We start from the raw sequence: 20,954 nt of genomic DNA, 5'->3' as shown, positions 1-20,954 counted from the left end.
AGGTGTCATAATGGCCAAAAAAGATAATACATCAGTGAAGGCGTCGGGACTATTGGACAGCCTGGCCCCGCAGGCGCTGGAGTTTAACGCGCGCGATATTGTTTTCGGTGACAAGCTGGGGCGGGTTATGGTAATCACCGGTTATCCGCCCCGGGTTAATTCCGCCTGGCTGTCCCGTGTATCCGGCATGCCCGGGGTGGTCTGTTCCATACACGTTACACCAACCGATCCTACTGAATTAACCAAAAGCATCAACAAGTCCATTGGCGAATTGACCGCAAGGCTGGAACAGGGCGGCAACGCTCTTGTCATGCAGCGCGCCGAGCAGGGGTTGAAAGATGCCCGGGAGCTCTTAAGGAAAATCGACCAGGAGCAGCAGCAGGTATTTAATTTGACCACGGTTTTGCTTGTGCTGGCTCCCGACCGGGAGACGCTGGACAGGAGATCGCGGGCTGTGGAGGCGGCGCTGGCGGCGGCGGGCATGCGGGGCCGGGCGGCTGTCTTCAGGCAGGAAGACGGTCTTAAAGCGGCTGGCCCTTGGGCTATGTTGCCCACTGAAATATCGGATGCCGGAAAGAGGAATATGCCTTCAGAGACGGTGGCGGCTTCGTTTCCTTTTACGGCCGGCGGCATTAATGACGGCAGCGGCACTGTCCTTGGCCGGGACCGGGACGGCGGGCTGATCCTGGTGGATATATGGAAAAGAGTGGGCGATAGGACTAATTCCAACTGGACGGTATTGGCGAAGCCCGGGGCGGGGAAAACCTTCGCGGTAAAAATAATACTGCTCAGGGAACTGGCCCAGGGGGCGCGGGTGATTATTATCGATCCCGAGCGAGAGTACAGACAGATGTGTAAGCAGCTGGGCGGGGCCTGGATCAATTGCGCCGGCGGCCAGGGACGTATTAACCCTCTGCAGGTGCGGGCCGTGCCGGTGGGCGATGAAGAAGATGAAGAAGAGGTTGAAAAATCGGAAGCTGTGCAAGGTCCTCTGGCGCTGCATTTGAAAACGCTTCGCACATTTTTTTCGCTATACCTGCGGGACCTTTCGGATGTGGAAAAAGCGTCGCTGGAAGACGCCCTGGTGGATATTTACCAAGAGGCCGGTATCAGTTGGGATACTGATCCGGCTTCCGTTTCCGAAGACAGGTGGCCCACGACCAGGGAATTGTATGATTATATCGCGGCCAAAGCCGAAACCAGTCCCGGCAACTGGGAGCGGCTCGCCGTGTTGTTGCGCCGGGCGGCAAAAGGCGCTGACTCTTCCCTGTGGGCCGGACCCACTACGGCCAAAGCGGATTCGGATCTGATTGTCCTGGATGTGCACGAGTTGCAGAACGCCGATGAAGCAGTGCGGCGGGCGCAGTATTTTAATGTGCTTTCCTACGCCTGGCACCAGATAGAGCGGGACCGGCAGGAAAAAACAATCCTGGTGGTGGACGAGGCGTGGCTGCTGGTGGACCCCCAGACGCCCCAGGCCCTTGCTTTTCTAAGAGATACTTCAAAGCGCATCCGCAAGTACATGGGCGGTCTGTTTGTAATCAGCCAGAATGTCGTGGATTTTTTGGACCCGGCCGTGGCCATGCACGGGCAGGCGCTTTTGGACAACCCTTGCTACAAGCTATTGCTTGCCCAGGGTGAGAAGGACCTTGAAGTATTGTCCCGGTTGATGAACTTGTCCGAAGCGGAGCAAGAGTTGCTCTTCAGCGCCAGGCGCGGCGAGGGGCTTTTGGTTGCCGGCGCGCAGCGCATCCGGGCCAGAATTGAAGCCGCCCCCTATGAACTGCCCCTGCTGACGGGTGGTGGCGAATAATGGCCCCGCCGGCGGCAGGTTATATTGCAAAGGCTCTGGCCAGGGCTTTTATTTCGGGAGTTGTGCCGGAGCCGGAACAGGTCGTTAAATTTATCTTGCTGGCAATGCTGCTGCCCCTGACGCTTCTTGCCCTGATTTTTGCCGGCCCGATTGTGGTTTATGAGCATGTGCCCGTAGCTCCGCCCGCACGGGTTAAGCTGTATGTTGACGCGGCAAAAGAGGTGACGGCAAGCACGAAATCGCCTTGCGACGACGGGGTGGACTTGATTGACTGGCAGCAGATGATTGCCATAGACGCTGTGCGTCTCAAGCAAAATTTTAAGAAAGTTACCAAAAGCAGGGCTGAATCTTTGGCTGAAAGCTTTATTGAGCAGGATGGCACGTGAACCCACTGTGTGGGTAGTGGGGAGAATAGAACCTGAACCACTTACCCGGTTTTCAGGCTGAAAACCTTGACGGAAGTTTGTGATGACTTGGATGTGGACCTGGAGGAGGTCCGGAAATATTTAATTACCGACCTGAGCTTTATTATAAACGCAGGCGCGGACGTGCCTCCCGGTTGGAGGCCGGATGAGTCCGGACCCTGGCTGTGGCCCGTGCCGGGCGTATTCAACGTTACTTCGGAGTTTGGCGAAAGGATCGACCCTGTAAATGGCGGCTATGGTTTTCACGAAGGGATTGATGTGGCCGCCCCGACCGGCACACCGGTGCTGGCCGCCGGAACAGGGGTGGTAAAGGCAACCGGGTGGATGGGCAATGCGGGCAAAGCGGTGGTTATAAGCCATGGAGTTGCGGAAACCAGGTATTTCCACCTGTCCCGTATTGCCGTTACTCCTGGTCAGCGGGTGAGCGCGGGCGATGTTGTCGGTTATGTCGGCAGCACGGGCAAGAGCACCGGCCCGCACCTGCACTTTGAAATCCGTGTGGCCGGTCGTCCGCGAAATCCCATTAAATATTACGGGGGTGTTGATTAATGAGTCGCAAATTTTTGGCTTTAACCGCGGCGGCAATTTTAATTGCCGCTGTGGCTTTTTTCGCGGGGAAAGGGTTCCGGGAACCGGAACCCGGGATTTTACCAACTGAAAGTGGTGTTGACTTGAACGACGTTCAAGAACCGGAGTTGAGCGATAACTATTTTAACTGGAAGACCACCACGCGCGTATATGTTTTTCGTTTTCTAAATTCTCGGCCGAACGAGCAGGTCATGGAAAAGATCAAACGCGACATACAAGATAAAACTACCAGAGATCTGGGCACCGTTTATATCGGTGCGCCTGTCAAAGAGGAAGATTTTCAAGTAATCAAGACCGGACATTACGGACTTTCGAGAACCATGTCCACGGAAGAGGAAAAGATTTACCATTTGAAACCCGGGGGAATTACTTTTGCGGTATCAAACCGGGGCAGGCCGATAGACGGGATTGAAGTGGCTGTGCGGGGCAGCCGGTTGAATTACCACGAGGCTTTTGAAAGTTACTCGCATGTTGATTTCGATTTGACCGGCTATATAAAGACACAGATATCGCCTTCACCGAAAGGTCCTTGGACAGAGGTTGATTATTATCGCTACGGGCGGCTGGCCATCAGACCTTTGCCCGAAGGATTACGGGGGCACGAGACGCTGTATGTGCGCTTTACGGAGATAAAACCTTTGCCTGAAGATGTTACCATTGATGAGCTTGCTTTTTCCGTTGCGGATGCTTGATTAAAAACAGGTTGAATACATGTCAAAGGTTGGTGATTATAATGTACGCCGTAGTTGTTGCCCCACAGCGGGCGGAGCAGGTGCTGGCCGTCGTGCGGGAGCTGGGCGATTTGGTGTTTTGCCAGGCTGAAAAAATGGACAGCGGCGGTATTAAGAGCATGTTTCAGTCGCTGGCCCGGGTTGCGGCTGATACTTTGGTGCTGGACGTGGATGTCGGGCCGGGTGATGACCTGGTTAGGGCTGTAAAGGGGTATCGTATAGCCAGGCCCGGCGTGCGGATCGTGCTTCTTGTTTCGGACAGGGAACCGGGTGACGATACGGTAGCTCAGCTAGTCGGCCTGGGTATCTATGACATTGCGGCGGGCAAAGATGATTCGGACTGGGCGCAACTAACCGGCCGGATCCTGCAGGCGCCGCCGGCTACCTTTGCGCAGGCGGCCAGGTGGCATGTATCCCATGACCGGGAACAAAACGGAACGAGTGACCGGGTGGTCATCGAACGCCATCCGATCGGCGCGGTGACCATATCCGTCGCGGGCGCGGCTTCGGGGATTGGCTGCACGCATACGGCTCTGGCCATAGCCTCGCACATAGCCAGGAGTAAATATGCCGCGGCATTGCTGGAATTCAGCAGTAGAAGAAGTCTTGTGTATTTGGTCAGGGCTTTAAATATGCGTGAGGGGGAAATACCAGGATCATACAGGGTGGGGAACCTGCATATTTTTCCGATTGGCCCCGATGTGGACAATGCGGAATTAGACCGGGCATTTTACAAGAAACTGCAGCAAATACGCGGCAAGTATAAGTATATTGTCGTGGATCTCGGCGAGCTCAGCAATTCTAAAATAGCGGATTTCTCCAGGTCAAGCCTGGCCGTGGTTGTCGCCTCCGCTGCGCCCTGGCGGTGGAATGATTTATTGTCCGTTCTTTCGCTGTGCGGGGAGCAGGGTAATGTTGGTTTGGTCTTTGCCGCGCCCTCGGAGAAAAGTTTTAAGAAACTGGCAAGTGAAATCGGCTTAAAGGCTGGTTATTTACCATACACCCCCGATCCGCTCAAACCGGATGAAGCAGGTGAGGCGTTGCAAGAGCTGCTTTCGGAGGTGCTGCCGGACAAAGTGGTGGAACAAAAACGGTCGTTTTTAAGGTTCTTGAAAAAATGATGTTCAGTGACAGTTTTTCTAAATTAGAATAATGGGAGGTTTTATTATGCAGGTTTCCAAAACTTTTACGCGGCCTGAAGGTTTCAAAACTACTGCCGAAGCTAGTGGGCTTGATGTTTTGTATACAGCCTGGGAGCGTAATCTGCTTATTGAAGCTAAAGTGGACAGAGTTACAAAAGCTAACGGTGAAGATTGCTGGGTACTGGAACTGGACGGTGTCAGAGGGCTGGTTCCTTTTTCGGAGTCGGGGCTGGAATACCCCGGGCAGATGGACCAGTTCACCGGTACGCAAATTTTTGTCAAAGTAAGGGGAATTGACGAAGAGTCGGGCGTGGTGGCATTATCACGAAAAGATGCGCTGGCTGAGATGCGCAAGTCGGTTATGGAAAGGCTCGGGCCGGGACAGGTTGTGGATGCTGTTGTGCGGGGAGTGGGGCGTAATACCGTTTACCTGGACGTGGGCGGCGGCGTGATAGGTGAAATGCCCCGCCGGATGGCCACGTTTTCTCAAAAGCTCCAGTCGCTGCGTAAAGTTTTTAGTCTTGGGCAACAGCTGCGGGTTAAGGTAATGGAAGTTGACCCGGAGCAGGATAAAATTGTGGTGTCCCGTACGGAGCTGCTGCCGGATCCCTGGGATAGTGTTGATCTTAAGCGCCGGGACAGGATATCCGGTACGGTGGTGAGGGTTTACGGTGACAAGGCTTTTGTGGAGTTTAAGGATGGTGTGGTTGCCTTGGCCAACTTTTCGCTTTTGGACAGGATCAGCCCCGGGGACCGGGTGCGCGGCGTTGTAACCAGGTTTGACCGGGAGAAAAGATTGCTGCGATTGAAACTGACGGACCGGCTGGCTTAGGGTGGTGGTGAAGTGCGGGACAGTCCGTTCGCTTATTTTGATGATGTTGCCCCGGGACCTTTAAAGGAGGCCCGGGGCCAAATATTAAATTTAAGCCCCCGGGCGCTGGCGGCGCTGGAATTGCTGCGCGCGTCCGGGGCGGCGCTGACTACTACGATGTTGGCCCGGTATCTGGGGTGTAAGAAGCCGGCGCTGCAAAGGAATATGTATGCTTTGCAGCGGGCCGGCCTCGCTTACCGGCTTGATTGTTTGAAAGAGGGGCGCTATGTGCGGGTTTGGCTTGCCTCCACCGTGCCTTTGCCCGGCCCGGGGGAGGCGGCGCGGCTGGCGGCCCTGGGGTTGCTTTTTTTGCGCCTACGACGCGAACAGCCGGGGATGATCTGGGAGATGTTGCCCCGGCAGGCGGTGAGGATGACAATTAACAACACGCGTCTGGTGGACCCGGTGCGGCGTGGAGAAAAACCCGGCGAAAAGGCCGATCTTTTGCTGTTTCCCACGCTGGACGAGGCGCGGCGGTATACTCCGGAAGGGAAATTGTATACTACGGATACTATGCTTTTAAGCGATGATTCCCAAATAATTTTTAAACAAACGGGGAGATGATATGATTTTTATATTGAAATGTTTCAGACAATATGATAATCTTACCATTAAGAATTGTTTGCTTTGACTTCGGCTTGCGGGCCGGAAGTATGTCTTTATTTACCATTTCAGCTTGTGGGCTGAAATATGTTGCTTGAATGACCCTGGCTTGCGGGCCGGTGGTGTGTTCTGTTAAAAGCATGAGCCTTTAATTAGGTGTGTGTTTAATTTGATAAAAATAATTGAGTTTAAAGACAAGTGTTTATGTGCGCTTGTCTTTTTTTGTTTTTAAAAAAAGAACGGGAGGTTATGAAAAATGAGTGCTATGCAAAAAAATGTTGTGGATAGTTTTGTAAAAAAAGAGGTGATTTGAATGGCGCACTTAAGATATAATAGTCTTGAGGTGGTTGCCATGGCCGTTCAAAAAGAAGATGTTAAGGCGCTTATCGACCGTTTAAATCAAGAGCAGTTACAGGCATTGTGGGTAATATTAAATTCCATTGCCTGGCCAACGGAAAAGATTTCACCGGAAGAAGCAGTCGAAATCGAAAAATCATTTAATGAGATTGATGCTGGTAAAGGCGTAAAAGCTGAAGATGTCTGGAGGGAACTTGGTGTTTGAGATAATTTTTCCCCCAGAGCCATTCGACAGCTCAAGTCTTTAGAAAAGCAGGTACAAAAAAGAATTAAAGTAGCGATAGAAAGAAATCTTCGGGTGTTTCCACCTTTGGGTGATGTTCGTAAGCTGGAAGATATGGATAACCGCTTTAGACTTCGGGTTGGTAATTGGCGTGTGACTTTTCGATACCAGTTTGAAAATCGAGAAGTTCATATTGCGGAAGTAATCCATCGGAGTAAAGCATACCGCTAATAGCATAAAGAACTTGAAGGTGGTATGGGGATTTTTAAAGATAATCGTGTTTATCGTTAAAATAATTGAGTTTAAAGACAAGTGTTTGTGTACGCTTGTCTTTTTTTTAAGAACAGGAGGTTATGGAAAATGAGTGTTGTGCAAAAAGATGTTATGGATAGTTTTATTGATAAGGTGGGCTTGCAGGTCAGGACTAACCGGATGATGCACGGTGACCGGGAACGGCCGGAAATTGAATGGGCTGCCATTGCGGCCACTCATATGGGCCACCTTATGGAGGCTGTGTTGAAGGGCGACAGGTGTTTTATTGAAAAAGAATTGCTGCATACTGTGGCGCCGTTGCTGGAACTTTACAGAGTTACTATGGGTGCGCGTTGTTCCTACACAACGCAGGCAGTATCAAATTTAGGAACAAGCTCAATCAGAAACCGGAATTTGTTTGATGGAACGCCGTGTGCGTTGAAAGGCGCACGCACGGTGTGAGGTGGGGGAAAAGGAGCCTGGACGGGTAATGCCGTCGGAGTATCCTTACCTATCACTATAAAATGAGAAATGCTGCAGTAAGTGAATGGTTTTGCAGTAGAGGTCGTAGTTATTTGGAGGCTTGTTTCTGCTCAGGCTGAGAGAGTTAAAAATCGCAAGTGAGTAAAAATGTCCGGCGAATGTTTCGTGCGGGCTTTTTTATTTTTAAAAATCAGGGAGGTTGTGGAGAATGTTAAATAAGGTTATTTTAATCGGTCGTTTGGTGCGAGATCCGGAGCTGAAGCATACGGATTCCGGCAATGCGGTGGCCAGGTTTACCCTGGCGGTGGATAGGAGTTTTACCAATAAGCAAGGTGAAAGGGAAGCGGATTTTGTAGATATTGTTGTTTGGCGCGAGCAGGCCGAGAATTGCTGTAAATACCTTGGCAAAGGGCGGCTGGTCAGCGTGGACGGAAGGTTGCAAATTCGCTCATATGACGATTCGCAGGGGGTTCGCAGAAAAGCGGCTGAGATTGTTGCCCGAAGGGTTATCTTTTTGCCGGACGGTAAAAAGAGTAATCATCCGGGCGGGGTGGAACCACCGCCGATGCCGGATGACGAGTTCGGCACGGAAATTTCCTTTAATGAAGAAAAGATTCCGGTGCGCGTTGTTCCTACACAACGTAGGCAGTAATGCCTGAACAAAAGTAGGCATTAGGTGCAAACCTGATGAACTGTGTTTCCGAATCGCCGGGTGAAATTCCCGAATGCGTGGAAGGTTGGCCACGTAGAAAGGCTAATACTCCGACATGCCCTGATAATTCGATGGTGACAGTGATTCAGGGTATGAAGCTCGGTGAAGACGGCGAAAACCGGACCTGAGAAGCGGTTAGGGAAGTAGTCGGGCCGCCATAAAGCGACCATGCCGACTCACCATAGGAACCTGCGTTTGTACGGCTCGAAATTTTCGGGTAAGGAAACTGAACTTTGTCACACTCGAAAGAGTGCGAGGAAACGGTCAAGGTATTCGGATTTGCTGAGACTGACGTTCTCCGTAATGGAAGCGTGCCTAGTCCTCCCACCGTTGGGCAAGGTTTTCTTTCGGGTCTAAGGCGGGGGGTTAAGTTGTTTTTTAGGGTTGGGAACCCGGTTCCACGGGACCCTTGCAGGCTGGGTTCTTTGGAAGTATTGAGTTTTACCGTGTCGGGAATTGGCGGTTGATTGCGGGGGGCGGCGGCCGTTGTTGGCATTGAACGTTTTACTCACGTTGGGGCCAGGGGGCTTGTTCAGGCACCGAATGTTTTTTTGTTTGGGCTTGCTTGGGAGGCGTTTTGGCTCCCTTGTTTACCCCTGGCCTTTTTCGGAAGGGGGGGTTGCCTTTGGTTCCCGATTCGTTTTCCCGGAACTTGGGTTTTGATCAGGCTTTGCATTCCTTCTTGGTTTCCTTTTCGGCACCACCCAGCCGGTCATTTGAGGAGGGCAATTTCCCCAATTCTAAGGGCTTTTTTGACTTGGCAAATTCGGAGTTACCATTCTTCCCTGCCTTTCCTACCTTCAGTTCCACCCCGGGCGTTAAGCCGGGGGGACCGGCTGGGTTTTTCTTGCCGGTCTTCTTCCACCAGCATTTTCCGGAGTCCTTCCGATTGTTCGGAATGGCGTTGGTTATTTCCATCCCCCCCTTCTTCAAAGGGTTTTGGTTCCTTAACCCGGGAAAGGCGGAAAGGGGCCCGTTGGGCTTCCTGGGGTTCTTTGTTGGATTTTTCCGGGAGTTTTTGGTTTTTTTTTTTGACCCATTCTTGGAGGGGCATTTTTTTAGCCTTTCTTTGGGTTTCGGGCTTTTGGGGGTTGCCCCTTTGGCCTTTCAAGGACCACTGGTTTTTTTTCCCAAACCGGGTTCTCCTTGGTTATTGGAGGTGGCCTTTAAGGGTTTTTTTGTCACCTTAATCCCCCCCGACTTATTCAACCACTTTTGGCCTTTGGTTTTTCCTGCCGGAGGATTCTTCTTGTTATTTAGGAAATTGTTCAAGGCGGGATTATTGGCGGACTTGACACCTCCGGACTTGGTCCCCCCCCAGGGGGGTTTTGTATCTCTTTTCTTAGGCCATGTTTGCCTTCACCGGTTTGGCGGTTGTATAGTGTGGGATTTTTCATAAATGAGAATCTAATCCAGCTACACGTTGTGTAGTTGTTTCTTTGGACTTAGGAAGACAAATCTCAAACCTGCTTATCTGATAAGGTACGCCGATGACTGGATATTGACAACAAATTCCAAAGCCAACGCCGAAAAATGGAAAAGGCGCATTGAGAAATACCTGGACACAAAGCTCAAATTAAAGCTAAGCCCAGACAAAACACTAATAACCAACATTAAGAAACGCCCTATCCATTTTCTTGGCTTCCGCTATAAACTGAAACCCGGCAAATCAAGAACAGGATGGATACCATGCACCAGACCAGATGATAAACGTCTGAAAGCAAAAGTAAACGAACTAAAGAAACGTATCAAGCAGCTACGTAAATACAATGAAGAACAACTAATACACCAAATCAACGTAATAAATAGCGCCATAACCGGAATAGGTAACTACTACAAACCGGCAACCATGGTAAACATCGAACTAAACAAATATGCCAATTCTCTCAAATTCACAGCATATAAAGCGCTAAAACCCAAAGGTGTCCATTGGACATCTGCCAACGAAGTAAATAACTTAATCAACAGACATGCTGGATACACGACAAAAATCCCAGCAATAAAGCATAACGAACTAACAATCGGAATAACCAGTCTAGGATTCATCAAATGGGAAAAGGCATACCTCAAAAATCCAATAGAAACGCCATACACGCCGGAAGGTAGGAAAGCCTATTACGAACGCACAACGAAGAAACAACCGTTACCCAGAGACGACATAACAATGAGCCTAACACTATCCGAACTAATAGCCAAAGGACTAAAAGAACCAAAATATAACTTTGAATATTTAATGAACAGAGCCTATGCGTTCAATCGGGATAAAAGGAAATGCAAGATATGCAGCAACTTAATAATAGGACATGAACTTGAAACGCACCACATAAACCCCAATTTACCACTAGACCAAATTAACAAAGTACCCAACCTCGCATCTACCCATAAATGGTGTCATGATTTAATTCACAGCACTAAGGACGTTTCACGTCTGGTCAATAAGAAAACCTATAATAAGATTCTCGAGTTCAGGAACAAGCTCAATTAGAAACCAGAAGTTGCTTGATGGAACGCCGTGTGCGTTGAAAGGCGCACGCACGGTGTGAAGTGGGGGAAAAGGAGCCTGGACGGGTAATGCCGTCGGAGCGTCCTTACCTATCACTATTTTTAAGCTTGCCGGAGCCTTCGGCATTTTATAAAATGGGGGTGAAGGCAGGTGATGGCTGTGGAAGAGGTTAGGAGGGAAATTGCCGCAACTGGCGAGGTTCCACCGGAATTACCCCCGCACTGGTTTCTTTACCTGGTGGAAAGAATGGACCGGATGGAGAACAACTTGCGGGCTGAGTTTAAGCAGGAAATCACTGGATTACGCAGTGAATTAAAGCAGGATATTTCTGATGTGCGAAACGATGTGCGAAGTTTAAGAGTGCAGCAGTTTGCCGTTATATCCGGCTTGGTATTAACCTTTGCAGGAGTATTTTATGGCTTGTTGACCAGGTAAAAAGCGGTTTAAGCCGGTGAGTTTTAAGGACGGGATTTAGAAAATCTAATTAATCCGTCCTTTGTATAAGTATATAAAAGCCAATTGTTGGCTTGGAGTTATAAGGAGAACGATTTCGGGGTTGATAACCCCGGGCGTTCTCCTTTTGTGTTTTTTTGGCCATTAAAATCAGCGACTTTAAAGGAGGGGGCGGGAGTGCAAAATAGGCACAAGTACCCTTATGAAAAATTTATCAAAGCCAAACCGTCGCATCCCTGCCCCATTTGCGGCAAGGATGACTGGTGTGGTTTTAACAGCTATTTAGCAAGCTGTATGAGAGTTAAAGAAGGTTCGTTTAAAACAAAAATCCAGAGTAACGGAAAAGAAGCGTATTTGCATTGGCTGAAACCGGGTACGGTTGAAGCGCCGGCAATCATAAATGAAAAAATACCGGCTGTGCAAACCGCACCGGTGGAAGTGCGGGACCGGGTGTACCGGGAATTTTTAAGGCTTTTATCACTTTACCCGCGACACAAGGATGATTTAATCAGGCGCGGACTGAGTGAAAAGGATATAAAAGAAAAAGGCTACAAGTCGGTCCCGGAAAGCAATAAACCCTGGAATATATGCCGTAGGTTAATTGAAAGAGGTCACGACCTAGCCGGTATCCCCGGGTTTTACAAAGCCCGTGGCCGCCATGGCGGCAACTACTGGACCTTTGATTGGCAGCCCGGCTATTTCATTCCGATACTTGACAGCAGCGGACGTATTCAGGCACTGCAGAGAAGGATGGATGATCCGGACAGGGGAGGCAAGTACAAGTTATTCAGCGGCTATCAACACCGTGGCGGCTGCAGCTGCGGTACACCGGCTCATATAGCCAGGCCAGAAAGAATGAAAGATAGTAGTATCTGGATCACTGAGGGACCGCTAAAAGCCGACATTGCCTCCAAATACCTGGGTGCTGTGGTGATAGGTGCGCTCAGCGTAACCGCCTGGAAGCCGGTACTTGAGGTCGTACTGGAAATGGGTGCTAAAGAAGTTGTAATTGCTTACGACATGGACGCGAAAACAAATAAGTTTGTGGCAGAAGCGGAAAAAGCTTTGAAACATGAACTATTGAAGCATGGGCTGAAAGTAAAAAGGGCGAGATGGAAAACGGGCAAAGGCATCGACGATGTGCTTGTGGCCATGCATAAAAAGCAAACCGCTTAGTATCGGGAGGTTTTATAAATGAAAATTATATTGGAGAGTGAGTTGGAAAAGTGTGCCTGGGAGATTATGATGATAGCTCATCACAAGTGGAAGAGGAATTATGGCGGTTTACTGAGTGATTATGTTGATTGGTATTTTGAGGAACTTTATAAAGATGAAACTGACAATGTTGTAAAAGCGGAAGTTGAACGTCGATTGCAGGATGAGTTTGGCAAGGAGTTTTTTGTAAGTAAGGATGAATACGTAAAATCGGAGCTGGAAGGATATGCCCTCGACGAACTGACTGATCAGGAAAGGCAGGAGTTGGAACAGGAGTTTTGTGAGGATTACGGGCGTGTATGGAAGAAAATAGATGCTAAAAGGGAATGCCTGCTTGAGTATGTAAGGCAAAAACTAAGGGGCGTATATCACACTTTTTTCAATGGGCCGCAAAGGCTGACGGTTATTTATAACGGTGAGGTTATCCAAGGCGTAAAAGATAACAATTATATTTAATAAGTTGATTATTTGAAAGGCCCCGGCAAAGGCGGTCTGATGTAAACCGATCCATCTGAAAGGAGGGATTGGCGCACCAGGCCCGCCGGGCCGGTGTGCCGTAAATATGAGGAAAAACAAAAGCCGTTTGACGGTTAAAGAGTTATATGAAAACTTGAAGGCTGGCGTTAATGATTTAATAACCAGCGGCAAGTTCCATGAGTATTTAAAATTTCAGGCCCGGTTCCACCGATACAGTTTCAGTAATAGCATGCTTATCTTTATGCAGAAACCGGACGCAACCAGAGTAGCTGGCATAAAAACCTGGAACAGTATGGGCCGCAGAGTAAAGAAAGGCGAAAAGGGGATCAGGATATTTGCCCCGCTGGCAGTAAAAGTGGTTAATGATGACACCGGCGATGAAGAGTGGAAAATTAAAGGCTTTAAAGTAGTTACAGTATTCGACGTAGCCCAAACGGAAGGTAAGCCGCTGCCGGAGCTGGCCAGGGATCTGGAAGGTGCTACGGTTCAAGGTGATAGGCTTTACAGCCTCCTTAAAATGGCATCACCGGTGCCGATAAAGTTTGGCCAAACCGGCCCGGCTAAAGGCTATTACCACCCGGTTAAACGAGAAATAGTTTTAGACGCGGGTCAAGCCGGCGATGATCTTACATCAACGCTTCTGCATGAGATAATTCATGCAATTGTAGAAAAAGAACCTCCGAAAGATGAGGCCGACCGGGAGAGGGCAGAAATAATCGCCGAAGGAGCCACGTACGTTGTGGCAAAATATTTCGATCTCGATACGTCATGTTTCAGTTTCGGGTATGTTTCCGCCTGGGCAAAAGGCGACAATGAAAAATTAATAAAACTCGGCAACGACATTCAAAAAGCAGCTGCAGAATTAATTAGCCGGGTTGAAGATGCGCAGAAGAAAAGCAAAGTAGCGTAGGTAAATTGGGCCAGCCGGCCCGTAGGGCAATCATCCGAAAGGAGGGATTGGATACGGGCTGCGGCCCGTATCTGGTTAATGAGAGAAAATTTGATCAAGAGTAGAGTAGGTGCTATTATCTTGGTAAGAAAAAATACAGGAGGAATTGAAATGCCTGTACTTACCAATTATGTGACAAATGCCATGTGTGAAGCTACTTATAAAATACTTGAAGATGGAAGTTATTATGGTGAAATTGAAAAATGTCCTGGAGTATGGGCCAATGAAAAAACATTGGAACAATGCCGGATGGTATTGCAAGAAGTACTTGAAGAATGGCTGTTGCTTAAATTGAGGGATCGTGACCCACTTCCTCAACTGGGTGGTATTGACTTAAATAAAGTGGTGGCCGAGGCATGAAACCCGTTAGCAGAAAGGAATTAATCCGTAGGCTATGCTTATTAGGTTTTACTGGACCGTACAGTGGCGGCCGTCACCAGTTTATGAAGAGAGGGCAATTAAAATTGCGTATTCCTAATCCTCACGGCGAAGATATTAGCGTTCAGCTGTTGAAGCTAATATTAAGGCAGGCGGGGATTGATGAAAAAAAATGGCATGAAACTGAATAATATTGAAAGTTTTTCAAGAAAAAATAACATGTCATAAATGAACCGGGCCGTGCGCCCGTAGACCAATCATCCGAAAGGAGGGATTGGATACGGGCTGCGGCCCGTATCCGTAATAATGCTATGGAATGAAGAATATTTAAAACAATATACCATTCCGGCACAGAGAACATTGGTTTCAATAGCGAAGGAAGAAGCGATTCAATATGGAGTTGAGTCGGTTGAATTACCAGGCGTGCTTGTTTCCATTTTGGGTGAAGTGCCCGATGAAACCCTTGAATTCTTGTTGAAGCAAGGACTGCGAACACTGGCGGAAATGACACCCGAAGAGTTTATGAAATTTAAGGGCATCGGTAAGGAAAAGGCTGTACGCCTTGCCGCCGCTTTTGAATTGGCCCGCCGACTAGCGAGGCTTATGCCTGAGAATAAACCGAAAATTACCTCTCCGGAAAACGCCGCTGCTTTAGTAATGGAAGAAATGCGTTATCTGGATCGGGAACACTTTTTCGCTATATTGCTCAATACCAAAAACCAAGTGATAGCTCGGGAAACAATATCCATTGGTACGCTGAATTTCTCAGTTGTCCATCCACGGGAACTGTTTAAAGCTGCCATAAGACGCAGCGCGGATGGGATTATCCTGGTACACAATCACCCCAGCGGGGATCCAACGCCAAGCAGGGGAGACACAGAGGTGACAAAGCGTCTGATTGAGGTGGGAAACGTTATAGGTATTAATGTCTTGGATCACCTGGTTATCGGAGATAACAAGTTTGTAAGTCTGAAAACAAAGGGGTTATTATGATTCTAAACTTGCGACAACAAAAACAGTGATTTAAAATTGACACACCCTATTCAGTAGGGCATTATATAAACATAAGGTGCTGAAGGAGATTGGGGAAGATTCTAAATGAGTTTATATGATGGCATTGTAAAGGGGCTAAATGAGGCCATAGCTTATGAAAGAGGACAATTAAAAGGCGTTAATAGACATGTTGTCAAGATTGCGCCCCTACCTAAGTACAAAGCTCATGAAATTAAAAGAATACGTTTGAACTTAAGTTTATCACAAGCCGCTTTCGCAAATATAATTGGAGTGTCAAAAAAAACAGTGGAAGCTTGGGAATCAGGAAGAAATATTCCTCAAGGACCCTCCCAGAGGATGCTTGAATTACTTGATAAAAATGGTTTAAGTATAGTTAAAAAATATATACTACTGTAAAAGTGAGTAAACCGGGAAACAGACCCGGTTTATTTTTCCAAAAAAGAAAATGCCCGGTGTTTTGGCCGGGCGAGAGAAGGAGATACGATGAGATGGAAAAATAAAAATATAGCCCACATTATTTTGCGGGCAATTGGCATAATGGCTTACTACAATTTAATTATATAGTTGGTTATTACGAAAAACAACACGCTTCGACAAAATTAACTGCAAATTTCACCGTCTCTTTTAAGCATGTGTTTTGTGTAATGTCTCCGTTTGATGCATATGTGTGAACTTTATATACAACCGGTGGAAATTCAGATCCTGCGGTAGCCTGTCCGTCGCTTTCCGCTAGCATGAGCGATGGTGCGGGGTGGCCAACTGTACTGTAAAAGAGGGCCTGCCGCGCCGGCTGCAGTGGTGGGATACTGCCGGTCTACCCTTGTACCGGTGTGAGACGCGGTAGGGGATGGTATGTGATTTGATTCGCGAGGGGGAGGAGTGGATGTTGGAGAGGGTGTGGGATTAAAAAAGCCCAGTTAAAACACTGGGCTTTATGCTGTCTGCACCAAGATTTCATTGATAGCTCGTAACCTTACCGGTTCTAATACTCCATATTCAGCGAGAACATCCTCATACATATTAGCTTGGTAACCGGGTGCAGATATAGTTACAATAGCTGTATAATCCATTCTATCAGTGCTTCCATTACGGCTTAATCCATGGAGAACCAAAAATGGATTTCTTAATGAAGTGAAACGTAGTCTTGTAAACCGTTTAACTACAGTGTCCCATTTTAGTTCCTGACGACGTGCTAATTCGGTTTGGTAACTTATAGCATTTTTCGATACCGGAACGCTACTTTGTGTCCAGCCATCTTGAAGAAGTTGATTGATTTCGTCAGCATCATTTATGAGGTGTTTAGTTACTCTTCTGCCATTCTTGCTAAAACTAAATTTTTGATCGTTTGGATAAAAGGTGTCTTCTAGAGCTGAATCAGTATAATCTTCTATGTGAAGGGGGTTATTTTTAGTTAAAACAGCAATTGTCCATGTTATAGTTATATTTCCCTCGCAATTAGCATTTAAAGGAAATGGTATTGGCAATTTTGCATAATTAGCTGGTTGGATGGAATTTATGTATACTACTGTTACTTCTTTTTCTGTACAGCAGTTAAACATTTCTTCCACTGACTGGTCGATTATTCCATAACCAAGTTCCCTATCAACTCCTCTCGGGTGTCTAGCAGAATGTATTAATAAAGCTCGTGCAACCAAAGAATTAAAGCGGTCGCAACGCGCTAATATTTCACCAGCTTTGCCTGATACAATAGGAGCGGCATAACTTGTCCCCAAGCTAAGGACTTTTTGTCCATAATGTGAAGAAACTAAATGCACTGGTCTATTATAATCCCCACCAAATGCTGAGATGTCCGGTTTTACTTTACAACCTTCACGTCCATCACCTATGCAACTATAATAGGCCCGGACAATTTCATTTGAATTGTTATCATATGAAAATGCTCCAACACCAAGACCATTAACGATATCTGAAGGTGCTTGTATCCTGTTTAAAGGTTCTTGTAAGTCACCGTCGTTGCCAACTGCAACTATAAATAGTTTCTTATGGTCCCAAGCTAACCGGTCAAGAGAATAAGTAAAACGTGAAATATCGTCATCAAGAATTGGACCGCATGGACCAAAAGAAAGGTTATAAATATCTATATCATTTCTGGCAGGAACTACATTCTCAATAATGTCGATGGCTTCATATAATTCAATGTCGCTTGGGTCACTAAGCGGTAAAACTCGAAAGCTTTCCACAGATACTAATGGCTGAGGTAAAACATCCCCAGAATTATAATTGTTAAGAGGGCCGTAAAGGATTGCACCAGCCACTGCATTGCCATGTTCAATGCCTCTCTGAAGAGGTTGAGTATTTATAACTTTGTTTTTATTAACAAAGTTCTTGAGAAAGGGATTATTTACATCAACTCCGCCGTCAAACATTCCCACCTTAATCCGAGACCTTCTGCCATCATCTACCGGAGGATTTGGTGCGTTTGGGGTTAACGAAATAGCTCTCATTTCTGGGAAAATATTTACTTTTATTGGGTGAACTGTTCTTAAGGGATTAAAGTCACTGATTGATTGCAAAGCTTGGCGGTTAATATTAGCACTAATGAATGTTGGTCCACCAGGGTAGCTTTTTTCTCGAATAGAATCCGTAATTACTCCGTTCTCAGCTAAAATTTGTTTTAACTTATAAATAACTTCGTCTATAGAATCATGAAAAGGATGAAGCACTATTTCTACTTTGCCGGAATTCCAATTATCATCAAAGCCTTGTATTGCTTCATTTGGAGCCAGAAGTGACAAATTTTCTATTTTTTGTATATCTTCTTTGAAAGATTGCGTTAAACTAGACTCATTTAAGTCTAATAAAGTATTGAGATGATTAAGTTTTTCATCTGTAACTTTAATAAAATGCAACTTGCTGTATTGTATTTCACCACTGTCTTTAGTAAAGTATACCCATCTCCTTGATCCGATATTTTCCATGTTTGATTCGCGAAAAAAAGAATTTGGTATATACGATTTAGCTAAAAATTTTGAGTTTAACCTAACTGTTGCAACAACTTCTCGCATTCGTTTTTTGGCTGGAATATCGCGAATATTACTTTTTAAAACATTTATTTGTTGTTTTACAAGTTGTCGAGCCTGTTCATAAGTTCTAGGAAACTGTGGACCTTCACCACCTGATGACCTTGTAATTGGGTGAATTAATCTTTCACCATAACCTAAAATAGGTAGAAACTTAGTTTTTTGGTCCAATTTTACGCCCCCTTTAATTTAAACTTTTAATGTGATGATTAACTGTTGATGTTGATATATTAAGCCAATCAGCAATTTGTTTTTGAGTAACAGATTTACCAAGAATCTGTTTAGCAACTTGCGCAAAACGCTTATTAAATTTACCGCTATCGTGGTTATTTATAAATTTTAACTCGCTAATTATTATTTTTATTGGCTCTCCTTCGTTAAGTACAACTCGTCGCAAAATATGTTTTGACAGTTGGCAGATGTCGGCAGCACTTAAACCTTCCGTAACTTCAGCTAAGACTTTATAAATCGGTAATTTAAGTTCAAAAAGCTCATTGCTTAAACTTGATTTCCATAGCTCTTCCCTTGCTTCGGCATTGGGTATTTTTATTTCTATTACGTGGTCAAATCTGCGCCATATGGCTTTATCAAGTAGATCGGCATGATTTGTAGCTGCTATTAATATTGAATGACTTGGCCAATTTTCAATTTCTTTTAGTAAAACATTAACTATACGTTTAAGCTCTCCTAAATCTGTGGGATCGTTTCTTTTTTTTGCAATAGCATCGAACTCGTCAAGAAAGAGAATTGAAGGTTTACATTTTGCGTAATCCATAATTTTTTTTAAGTTCTTACCTGTACTACCCAAGTAACTAGATATTGAAGAAGCTAGGTCTAAAGTAACTAATGGTAAAGATAACCTGCACGAAAGATATTTTGACAATAATGTTTTTCCCACACCAGGTGGGCCGAACAAAAGCAGATTTGTAGGCGGTTGAATGCCAGAGGACAAAAGTATATCTGTTGATTTTCTTTCTCTTATAAATCTTTCAACTAGAGTCTGTATTTCAGGTGTGAGTATTATATTGGGTGGAATTTCATCAGGCTCCTCAACTCTTGCTAGCGACAAATATGAATCTTTATCTGTTGGTGGGGGATCTATCCCTATAGATCTGGTTACGGAGCCACCTACGTTATGATAGGATAATGCTTGAGCAATTTCATCTGCAATGGAAGGATATTCTTTTTTTATTTTCCTTATTAATGTTAAGCATGAGGACTCTAGTGTCCTCATGTCTCTTTCTAATGAAGCCCGAACGAGTTTTGAGATAAGATTTAAGATTGGTTTTGGGTCCATATTCGATTCACCACGCCATAAATTATTTTATCGAACATGGAAATTATATTACACCTCAAGGTTTTGGTCAATGAAAATTAGATGACAGGTTTCAAATTAGTTTTTGTCGAATTTGGAGGGATTAAAAGCCCGCTTACAGAAATTCTGCCAGCGAACCCTGCGCAGCCAAGTGCTGGAATACATAAAATACACCGAAAGACGAGCTATTACACGTCCTTTCCATCCCACCGACCGGGAACAGGAATTATATGAAGCGATATCCTCTTTTTTCTGCAGCGGGAGGGTACCTACGCTATCCCGTCCCGTCAGCGGGAGATGACCACTCTGATATTGCGCAAGCTGCTGGCGTTAATGTATTATCAATTATGTAAGGATGGGATTACCCACGTAAGCTTTAGCTGAGGGGGTAGGTTATGTACAAACATTACGCGGATCTGAGTAAGATAGGCAAAAAAAGGTATCTTTAATATCTGTGTATACGTGGACATGTGGCCCTCCTCCACCAAAATTTGGAAGTTGATCGAGAGTGTCTGACAACTCGCCTTTTTTATGCCTTATTTGGTTTTAATGCGGGTAGTAGGGATGGCCGCAAACTCTTTTGGGCTAAGGCCTTGCGGATTTGCTGTTTTTGTAACCATAGAAATCTGCTATGGTTATTAATCGGGTAGTAGTTTATTCGCTTTATCTACTGTTGAATTATTATTACCATGAGGATTGGCAAGTATTTATTTATTGGAAAGATCTTTCACCGAAAAACGGCAACATTGATCTCCTGCCCAAAAAACTATCTTAAGTGAATTCCCGCCGGTAAATACCTCGCCTGGCCAGCACCCAAACAATCAAGCAGAGGATAACGGATCCCGCCAATAGCTGCCCTATCGCGGCGGGAACTGAAATATGCATGGGTAGGAAAGCCAGCTTGATTCCACCGATCAGCCAGGGCCCTATGTTCCCGTTAAATGAAAAATCTATTGTAACATTTTAACCACTGCTGACACTAATAACCAAGGAGTATTTTTTTAAGCTATTTCGGTCATGCGAAAATATATCCGGGATGTGATTGGATGAAGAAGCGTCAGGTGCATTTCGGCATAACCAAGTTTAAAGAGGTTGTCCCCGGTGTCATGGTTCCTTTGAGCTATGACTTTTGGAAACCACTGATTCTTTACTTTGCATTGCGGAGCAACACTTTTCGGGTGGATTGCTGGAACGCGGAGATATTTATATTTTATTATGTTGGGGATGTAATTGGCTTTATTATTAATGCCTGGCTGGTTTTGATCCTGGCCGGGAGGGTAAAGGAATGTGGCTGAAAACCCCATGGTGGAAGCCTTCATCGTACAGGGGTTGGTTGGAAAGCCGGCTAAAAGAAAGGGATACGTTGAAGGGATGGTCTTGTACAACGGTTCATACAGGGCGGAAGTGGG

24 protein-coding genes and 1 pseudogene are annotated in these 20,954 nt (G+C 46.2%); 22 read left to right on the top strand and 3 right to left on the bottom strand.

Going from position 1 to position 20,954, the window contains the following annotated elements; all coding sequences use genetic code 11:
* The first annotated feature begins 10 nt into the window (after positions 1-10).
* The 12 genes and pseudogenes from BM299_RS13385 to BM299_RS19435 all read left to right on the top strand — a co-directional run bounded on the left by BM299_RS13385 (position 11) and on the right by BM299_RS19435 (position 8,328).
* Complete coding sequence (locus BM299_RS13385) at positions 11-1,813, top strand: VirB4 family type IV secretion system protein (RefSeq protein WP_092485236.1); 1,803 nt, start codon at positions 11-13, stop codon at positions 1,811-1,813.
* Positions 1,813-2,199, top strand: coding sequence for a hypothetical protein (locus BM299_RS13380; RefSeq protein ID WP_092485233.1), 387 nt, complete (start codon positions 1,813-1,815; stop codon positions 2,197-2,199). Before BM299_RS13385 ends, BM299_RS13380 begins: the two co-directional genes overlap by 1 nt.
* A gap of 66 nt (positions 2,200-2,265) precedes the next feature.
* Entirely contained in the window at positions 2,266-2,787 is a 522-nt protein-coding gene (locus tag BM299_RS13375; RefSeq protein ID WP_165608324.1) for a M23 family metallopeptidase, read from the top strand.
* Positions 2,787-3,518 (top strand): hypothetical protein, encoded by a 732-nt coding sequence (locus tag BM299_RS13370; protein WP_092485227.1) that lies wholly within the window; start codon positions 2,787-2,789, stop codon positions 3,516-3,518. Before BM299_RS13375 ends, BM299_RS13370 begins: the two co-directional genes overlap by 1 nt.
* A 41-nt stretch (positions 3,519-3,559) precedes the next feature.
* On the top strand, positions 3,560-4,678 hold the full coding sequence (locus BM299_RS13365) for a hypothetical protein (RefSeq protein WP_092485224.1): 1,119 nt from the start codon (positions 3,560-3,562) through the stop codon (positions 4,676-4,678).
* A 46-nt stretch (positions 4,679-4,724) separates the two neighbouring features.
* On the top strand, positions 4,725-5,531 hold the full coding sequence (locus tag BM299_RS13360; RefSeq protein ID WP_092485221.1) for a hypothetical protein: 807 nt from the start codon (positions 4,725-4,727) through the stop codon (positions 5,529-5,531).
* A gap of 12 nt (positions 5,532-5,543) precedes the next feature.
* Entirely contained in the window at positions 5,544-6,134 is a 591-nt protein-coding gene (locus tag BM299_RS13355; protein ID WP_092485218.1) for a helix-turn-helix domain-containing protein, read from the top strand.
* A gap of 352 nt (positions 6,135-6,486) precedes the next feature.
* Positions 6,487-6,735, top strand: coding sequence for a hypothetical protein (locus BM299_RS13350; protein ID WP_092485215.1), 249 nt, complete (start codon positions 6,487-6,489; stop codon positions 6,733-6,735).
* A gap of 18 nt (positions 6,736-6,753) precedes the next feature.
* Positions 6,754-6,984, top strand: a pseudogene (locus BM299_RS20490) (type II toxin-antitoxin system RelE family toxin); the annotation flags it as partial.
* A gap of 129 nt (positions 6,985-7,113) precedes the next feature.
* Entirely contained in the window at positions 7,114-7,467 is a 354-nt protein-coding gene (locus BM299_RS19720; protein ID WP_207545186.1) for a hypothetical protein, read from the top strand.
* Between the two features lie 229 nt (positions 7,468-7,696).
* Complete coding sequence (locus tag BM299_RS13335) at positions 7,697-8,140, top strand: single-stranded DNA-binding protein (RefSeq protein WP_092485209.1); 444 nt, start codon at positions 7,697-7,699, stop codon at positions 8,138-8,140.
* A 35-nt stretch (positions 8,141-8,175) separates the two neighbouring features.
* The gene (locus BM299_RS19435; RefSeq protein ID WP_165608323.1) at positions 8,176-8,328 is read left to right on the top strand and encodes a hypothetical protein; all 153 of its coding nucleotides are present in this window, start codon (positions 8,176-8,178) and stop codon (positions 8,326-8,328) included.
* Between the two features lie 644 nt (positions 8,329-8,972).
* Here BM299_RS19435 and BM299_RS19715 read toward each other — a convergent pair.
* On the bottom strand, positions 8,973-9,254 hold the full coding sequence (locus BM299_RS19715; RefSeq protein WP_131820648.1) for a hypothetical protein: 282 nt from the start codon (positions 9,252-9,254) through the stop codon (positions 8,973-8,975).
* 447 nt (positions 9,255-9,701) lie between these two features.
* Here BM299_RS19715 and BM299_RS13325 point away from each other — a divergent pair, with 447 nt between their 5' ends.
* From BM299_RS13325 to BM299_RS13285, 9 genes are all read left to right on the top strand, one after another.
* Positions 9,702-10,685, top strand: a complete 984-nt coding sequence (locus tag BM299_RS13325; RefSeq protein WP_092485203.1) for a group II intron reverse transcriptase — start codon at positions 9,702-9,704, stop codon at positions 10,683-10,685.
* A gap of 171 nt (positions 10,686-10,856) precedes the next feature.
* The gene (locus BM299_RS13320) at positions 10,857-11,138 is read left to right on the top strand and encodes a hypothetical protein (RefSeq protein WP_245779782.1); all 282 of its coding nucleotides are present in this window, start codon (positions 10,857-10,859) and stop codon (positions 11,136-11,138) included.
* A 195-nt stretch (positions 11,139-11,333) separates the two neighbouring features.
* Positions 11,334-12,332 carry a DUF3854 domain-containing protein gene (locus tag BM299_RS13315; protein ID WP_092485197.1) on the top strand — a complete coding sequence of 333 codons (999 nt, stop codon included), beginning with the start codon at positions 11,334-11,336 and terminating at the stop codon, positions 12,330-12,332.
* An 18-nt stretch (positions 12,333-12,350) separates the two neighbouring features.
* Complete coding sequence (locus BM299_RS13310; RefSeq protein WP_092485194.1) at positions 12,351-12,827, top strand: hypothetical protein; 477 nt, start codon at positions 12,351-12,353, stop codon at positions 12,825-12,827.
* Between the two features lie 106 nt (positions 12,828-12,933).
* A complete protein-coding gene (locus BM299_RS13305) occupies positions 12,934-13,758 on the top strand; it encodes an ArdC-like ssDNA-binding domain-containing protein (RefSeq protein ID WP_092485191.1) in 825 nt (274 codons plus the stop codon).
* A gap of 150 nt (positions 13,759-13,908) precedes the next feature.
* Positions 13,909-14,157 (top strand): type II toxin-antitoxin system HicB family antitoxin, encoded by a 249-nt coding sequence (locus tag BM299_RS13300; RefSeq protein WP_092485188.1) that lies wholly within the window; start codon positions 13,909-13,911, stop codon positions 14,155-14,157.
* Positions 14,154-14,366, top strand: a complete 213-nt coding sequence (locus tag BM299_RS13295; RefSeq protein ID WP_092485185.1) for a type II toxin-antitoxin system HicA family toxin — start codon at positions 14,154-14,156, stop codon at positions 14,364-14,366. Before BM299_RS13300 ends, BM299_RS13295 begins: the two co-directional genes overlap by 4 nt.
* 115 nt (positions 14,367-14,481) lie before the next feature.
* Entirely contained in the window at positions 14,482-15,168 is a 687-nt protein-coding gene (radC, locus tag BM299_RS13290) for a RadC family protein (protein WP_092485182.1), read from the top strand.
* 105 nt (positions 15,169-15,273) lie between these two features.
* Positions 15,274-15,585, top strand: coding sequence for a helix-turn-helix domain-containing protein (locus BM299_RS13285; RefSeq protein WP_092485179.1), 312 nt, complete (start codon positions 15,274-15,276; stop codon positions 15,583-15,585).
* Positions 15,586-16,121: 536 nt separating this feature from the next.
* Here the strand turns inward: BM299_RS13285 and BM299_RS13280 are convergent.
* The gene (locus BM299_RS13280; protein WP_092485176.1) at positions 16,122-18,401 is read right to left on the bottom strand and encodes a S8 family peptidase; all 2,280 of its coding nucleotides are present in this window, start codon (positions 18,399-18,401) and stop codon (positions 16,122-16,124) included.
* A 13-nt stretch (positions 18,402-18,414) separates the two neighbouring features.
* Entirely contained in the window at positions 18,415-19,527 is a 1,113-nt protein-coding gene (locus BM299_RS13275; protein WP_092485173.1) for an AAA family ATPase, read from the bottom strand.
* Between the two features lie 1,064 nt (positions 19,528-20,591).
* On the opposite strand from BM299_RS13275, the gene BM299_RS13265 reads away from it, so the two are divergent.
* Positions 20,592-20,840 (top strand): hypothetical protein, encoded by a 249-nt coding sequence (locus BM299_RS13265; RefSeq protein ID WP_092485170.1) that lies wholly within the window; start codon positions 20,592-20,594, stop codon positions 20,838-20,840.
* Positions 20,841-20,954: the final 114 nt, after the last annotated feature.

Origin of the sequence: Desulfoscipio geothermicus DSM 3669 (assembly GCF_900115975.1) — a bacterium.
Lineage (GTDB): Bacteria > Bacillota > Desulfotomaculia > Desulfotomaculales > Desulfallaceae > Desulfoscipio > Desulfoscipio geothermicus.
Note: the sequence above shows the minus strand (reverse complement) of the source record. Positions and strands in the feature narration are given on the sequence as shown.

Coding starts and splice junctions, on each gene's coding strand:
- BM299_RS13385 (WP_092485236.1), top strand. CDS start 11: ATGGCCAAAAAAGATAATACATCAGTGAAGGCGTCGGGACTATTGGAC.
- BM299_RS13380 (WP_092485233.1), top strand. CDS start 1,813: ATGGCCCCGCCGGCGGCAGGTTATATTGCAAAGGCTCTGGCCAGGGCT.
- BM299_RS13370 (WP_092485227.1), top strand. CDS start 2,787: ATGAGTCGCAAATTTTTGGCTTTAACCGCGGCGGCAATTTTAATTGCC.
- BM299_RS13365 (WP_092485224.1), top strand. CDS start 3,560: ATGTACGCCGTAGTTGTTGCCCCACAGCGGGCGGAGCAGGTGCTGGCC.
- BM299_RS13360 (WP_092485221.1), top strand. CDS start 4,725: ATGCAGGTTTCCAAAACTTTTACGCGGCCTGAAGGTTTCAAAACTACT.
- BM299_RS13350 (WP_092485215.1), top strand. CDS start 6,487: ATGGCGCACTTAAGATATAATAGTCTTGAGGTGGTTGCCATGGCCGTT.
- BM299_RS19720 (WP_207545186.1), top strand. CDS start 7,114: ATGAGTGTTGTGCAAAAAGATGTTATGGATAGTTTTATTGATAAGGTG.
- BM299_RS13335 (WP_092485209.1), top strand. CDS start 7,697: ATGTTAAATAAGGTTATTTTAATCGGTCGTTTGGTGCGAGATCCGGAG.
- BM299_RS19435 (WP_165608323.1), top strand. CDS start 8,176: ATGAACTGTGTTTCCGAATCGCCGGGTGAAATTCCCGAATGCGTGGAA.
- BM299_RS19715 (WP_131820648.1), bottom strand. CDS start 9,254: ATGCCCCTCCAAGAATGGGTCAAAAAAAAAAACCAAAAACTCCCGGAA.
- BM299_RS13320 (WP_245779782.1), top strand. CDS start 10,857: ATGGCTGTGGAAGAGGTTAGGAGGGAAATTGCCGCAACTGGCGAGGTT.
- BM299_RS13310 (WP_092485194.1), top strand. CDS start 12,351: ATGAAAATTATATTGGAGAGTGAGTTGGAAAAGTGTGCCTGGGAGATT.
- BM299_RS13305 (WP_092485191.1), top strand. CDS start 12,934: ATGAGGAAAAACAAAAGCCGTTTGACGGTTAAAGAGTTATATGAAAAC.
- BM299_RS13300 (WP_092485188.1), top strand. CDS start 13,909: ATGCCTGTACTTACCAATTATGTGACAAATGCCATGTGTGAAGCTACT.
- BM299_RS13295 (WP_092485185.1), top strand. CDS start 14,154: ATGAAACCCGTTAGCAGAAAGGAATTAATCCGTAGGCTATGCTTATTA.
- radC (WP_092485182.1), top strand. CDS start 14,482: ATGCTATGGAATGAAGAATATTTAAAACAATATACCATTCCGGCACAG.
- BM299_RS13285 (WP_092485179.1), top strand. CDS start 15,274: ATGAGTTTATATGATGGCATTGTAAAGGGGCTAAATGAGGCCATAGCT.
- BM299_RS13275 (WP_092485173.1), bottom strand. CDS start 19,527: ATGGACCCAAAACCAATCTTAAATCTTATCTCAAAACTCGTTCGGGCT.
- BM299_RS13265 (WP_092485170.1), top strand. CDS start 20,592: ATGAAGAAGCGTCAGGTGCATTTCGGCATAACCAAGTTTAAAGAGGTT.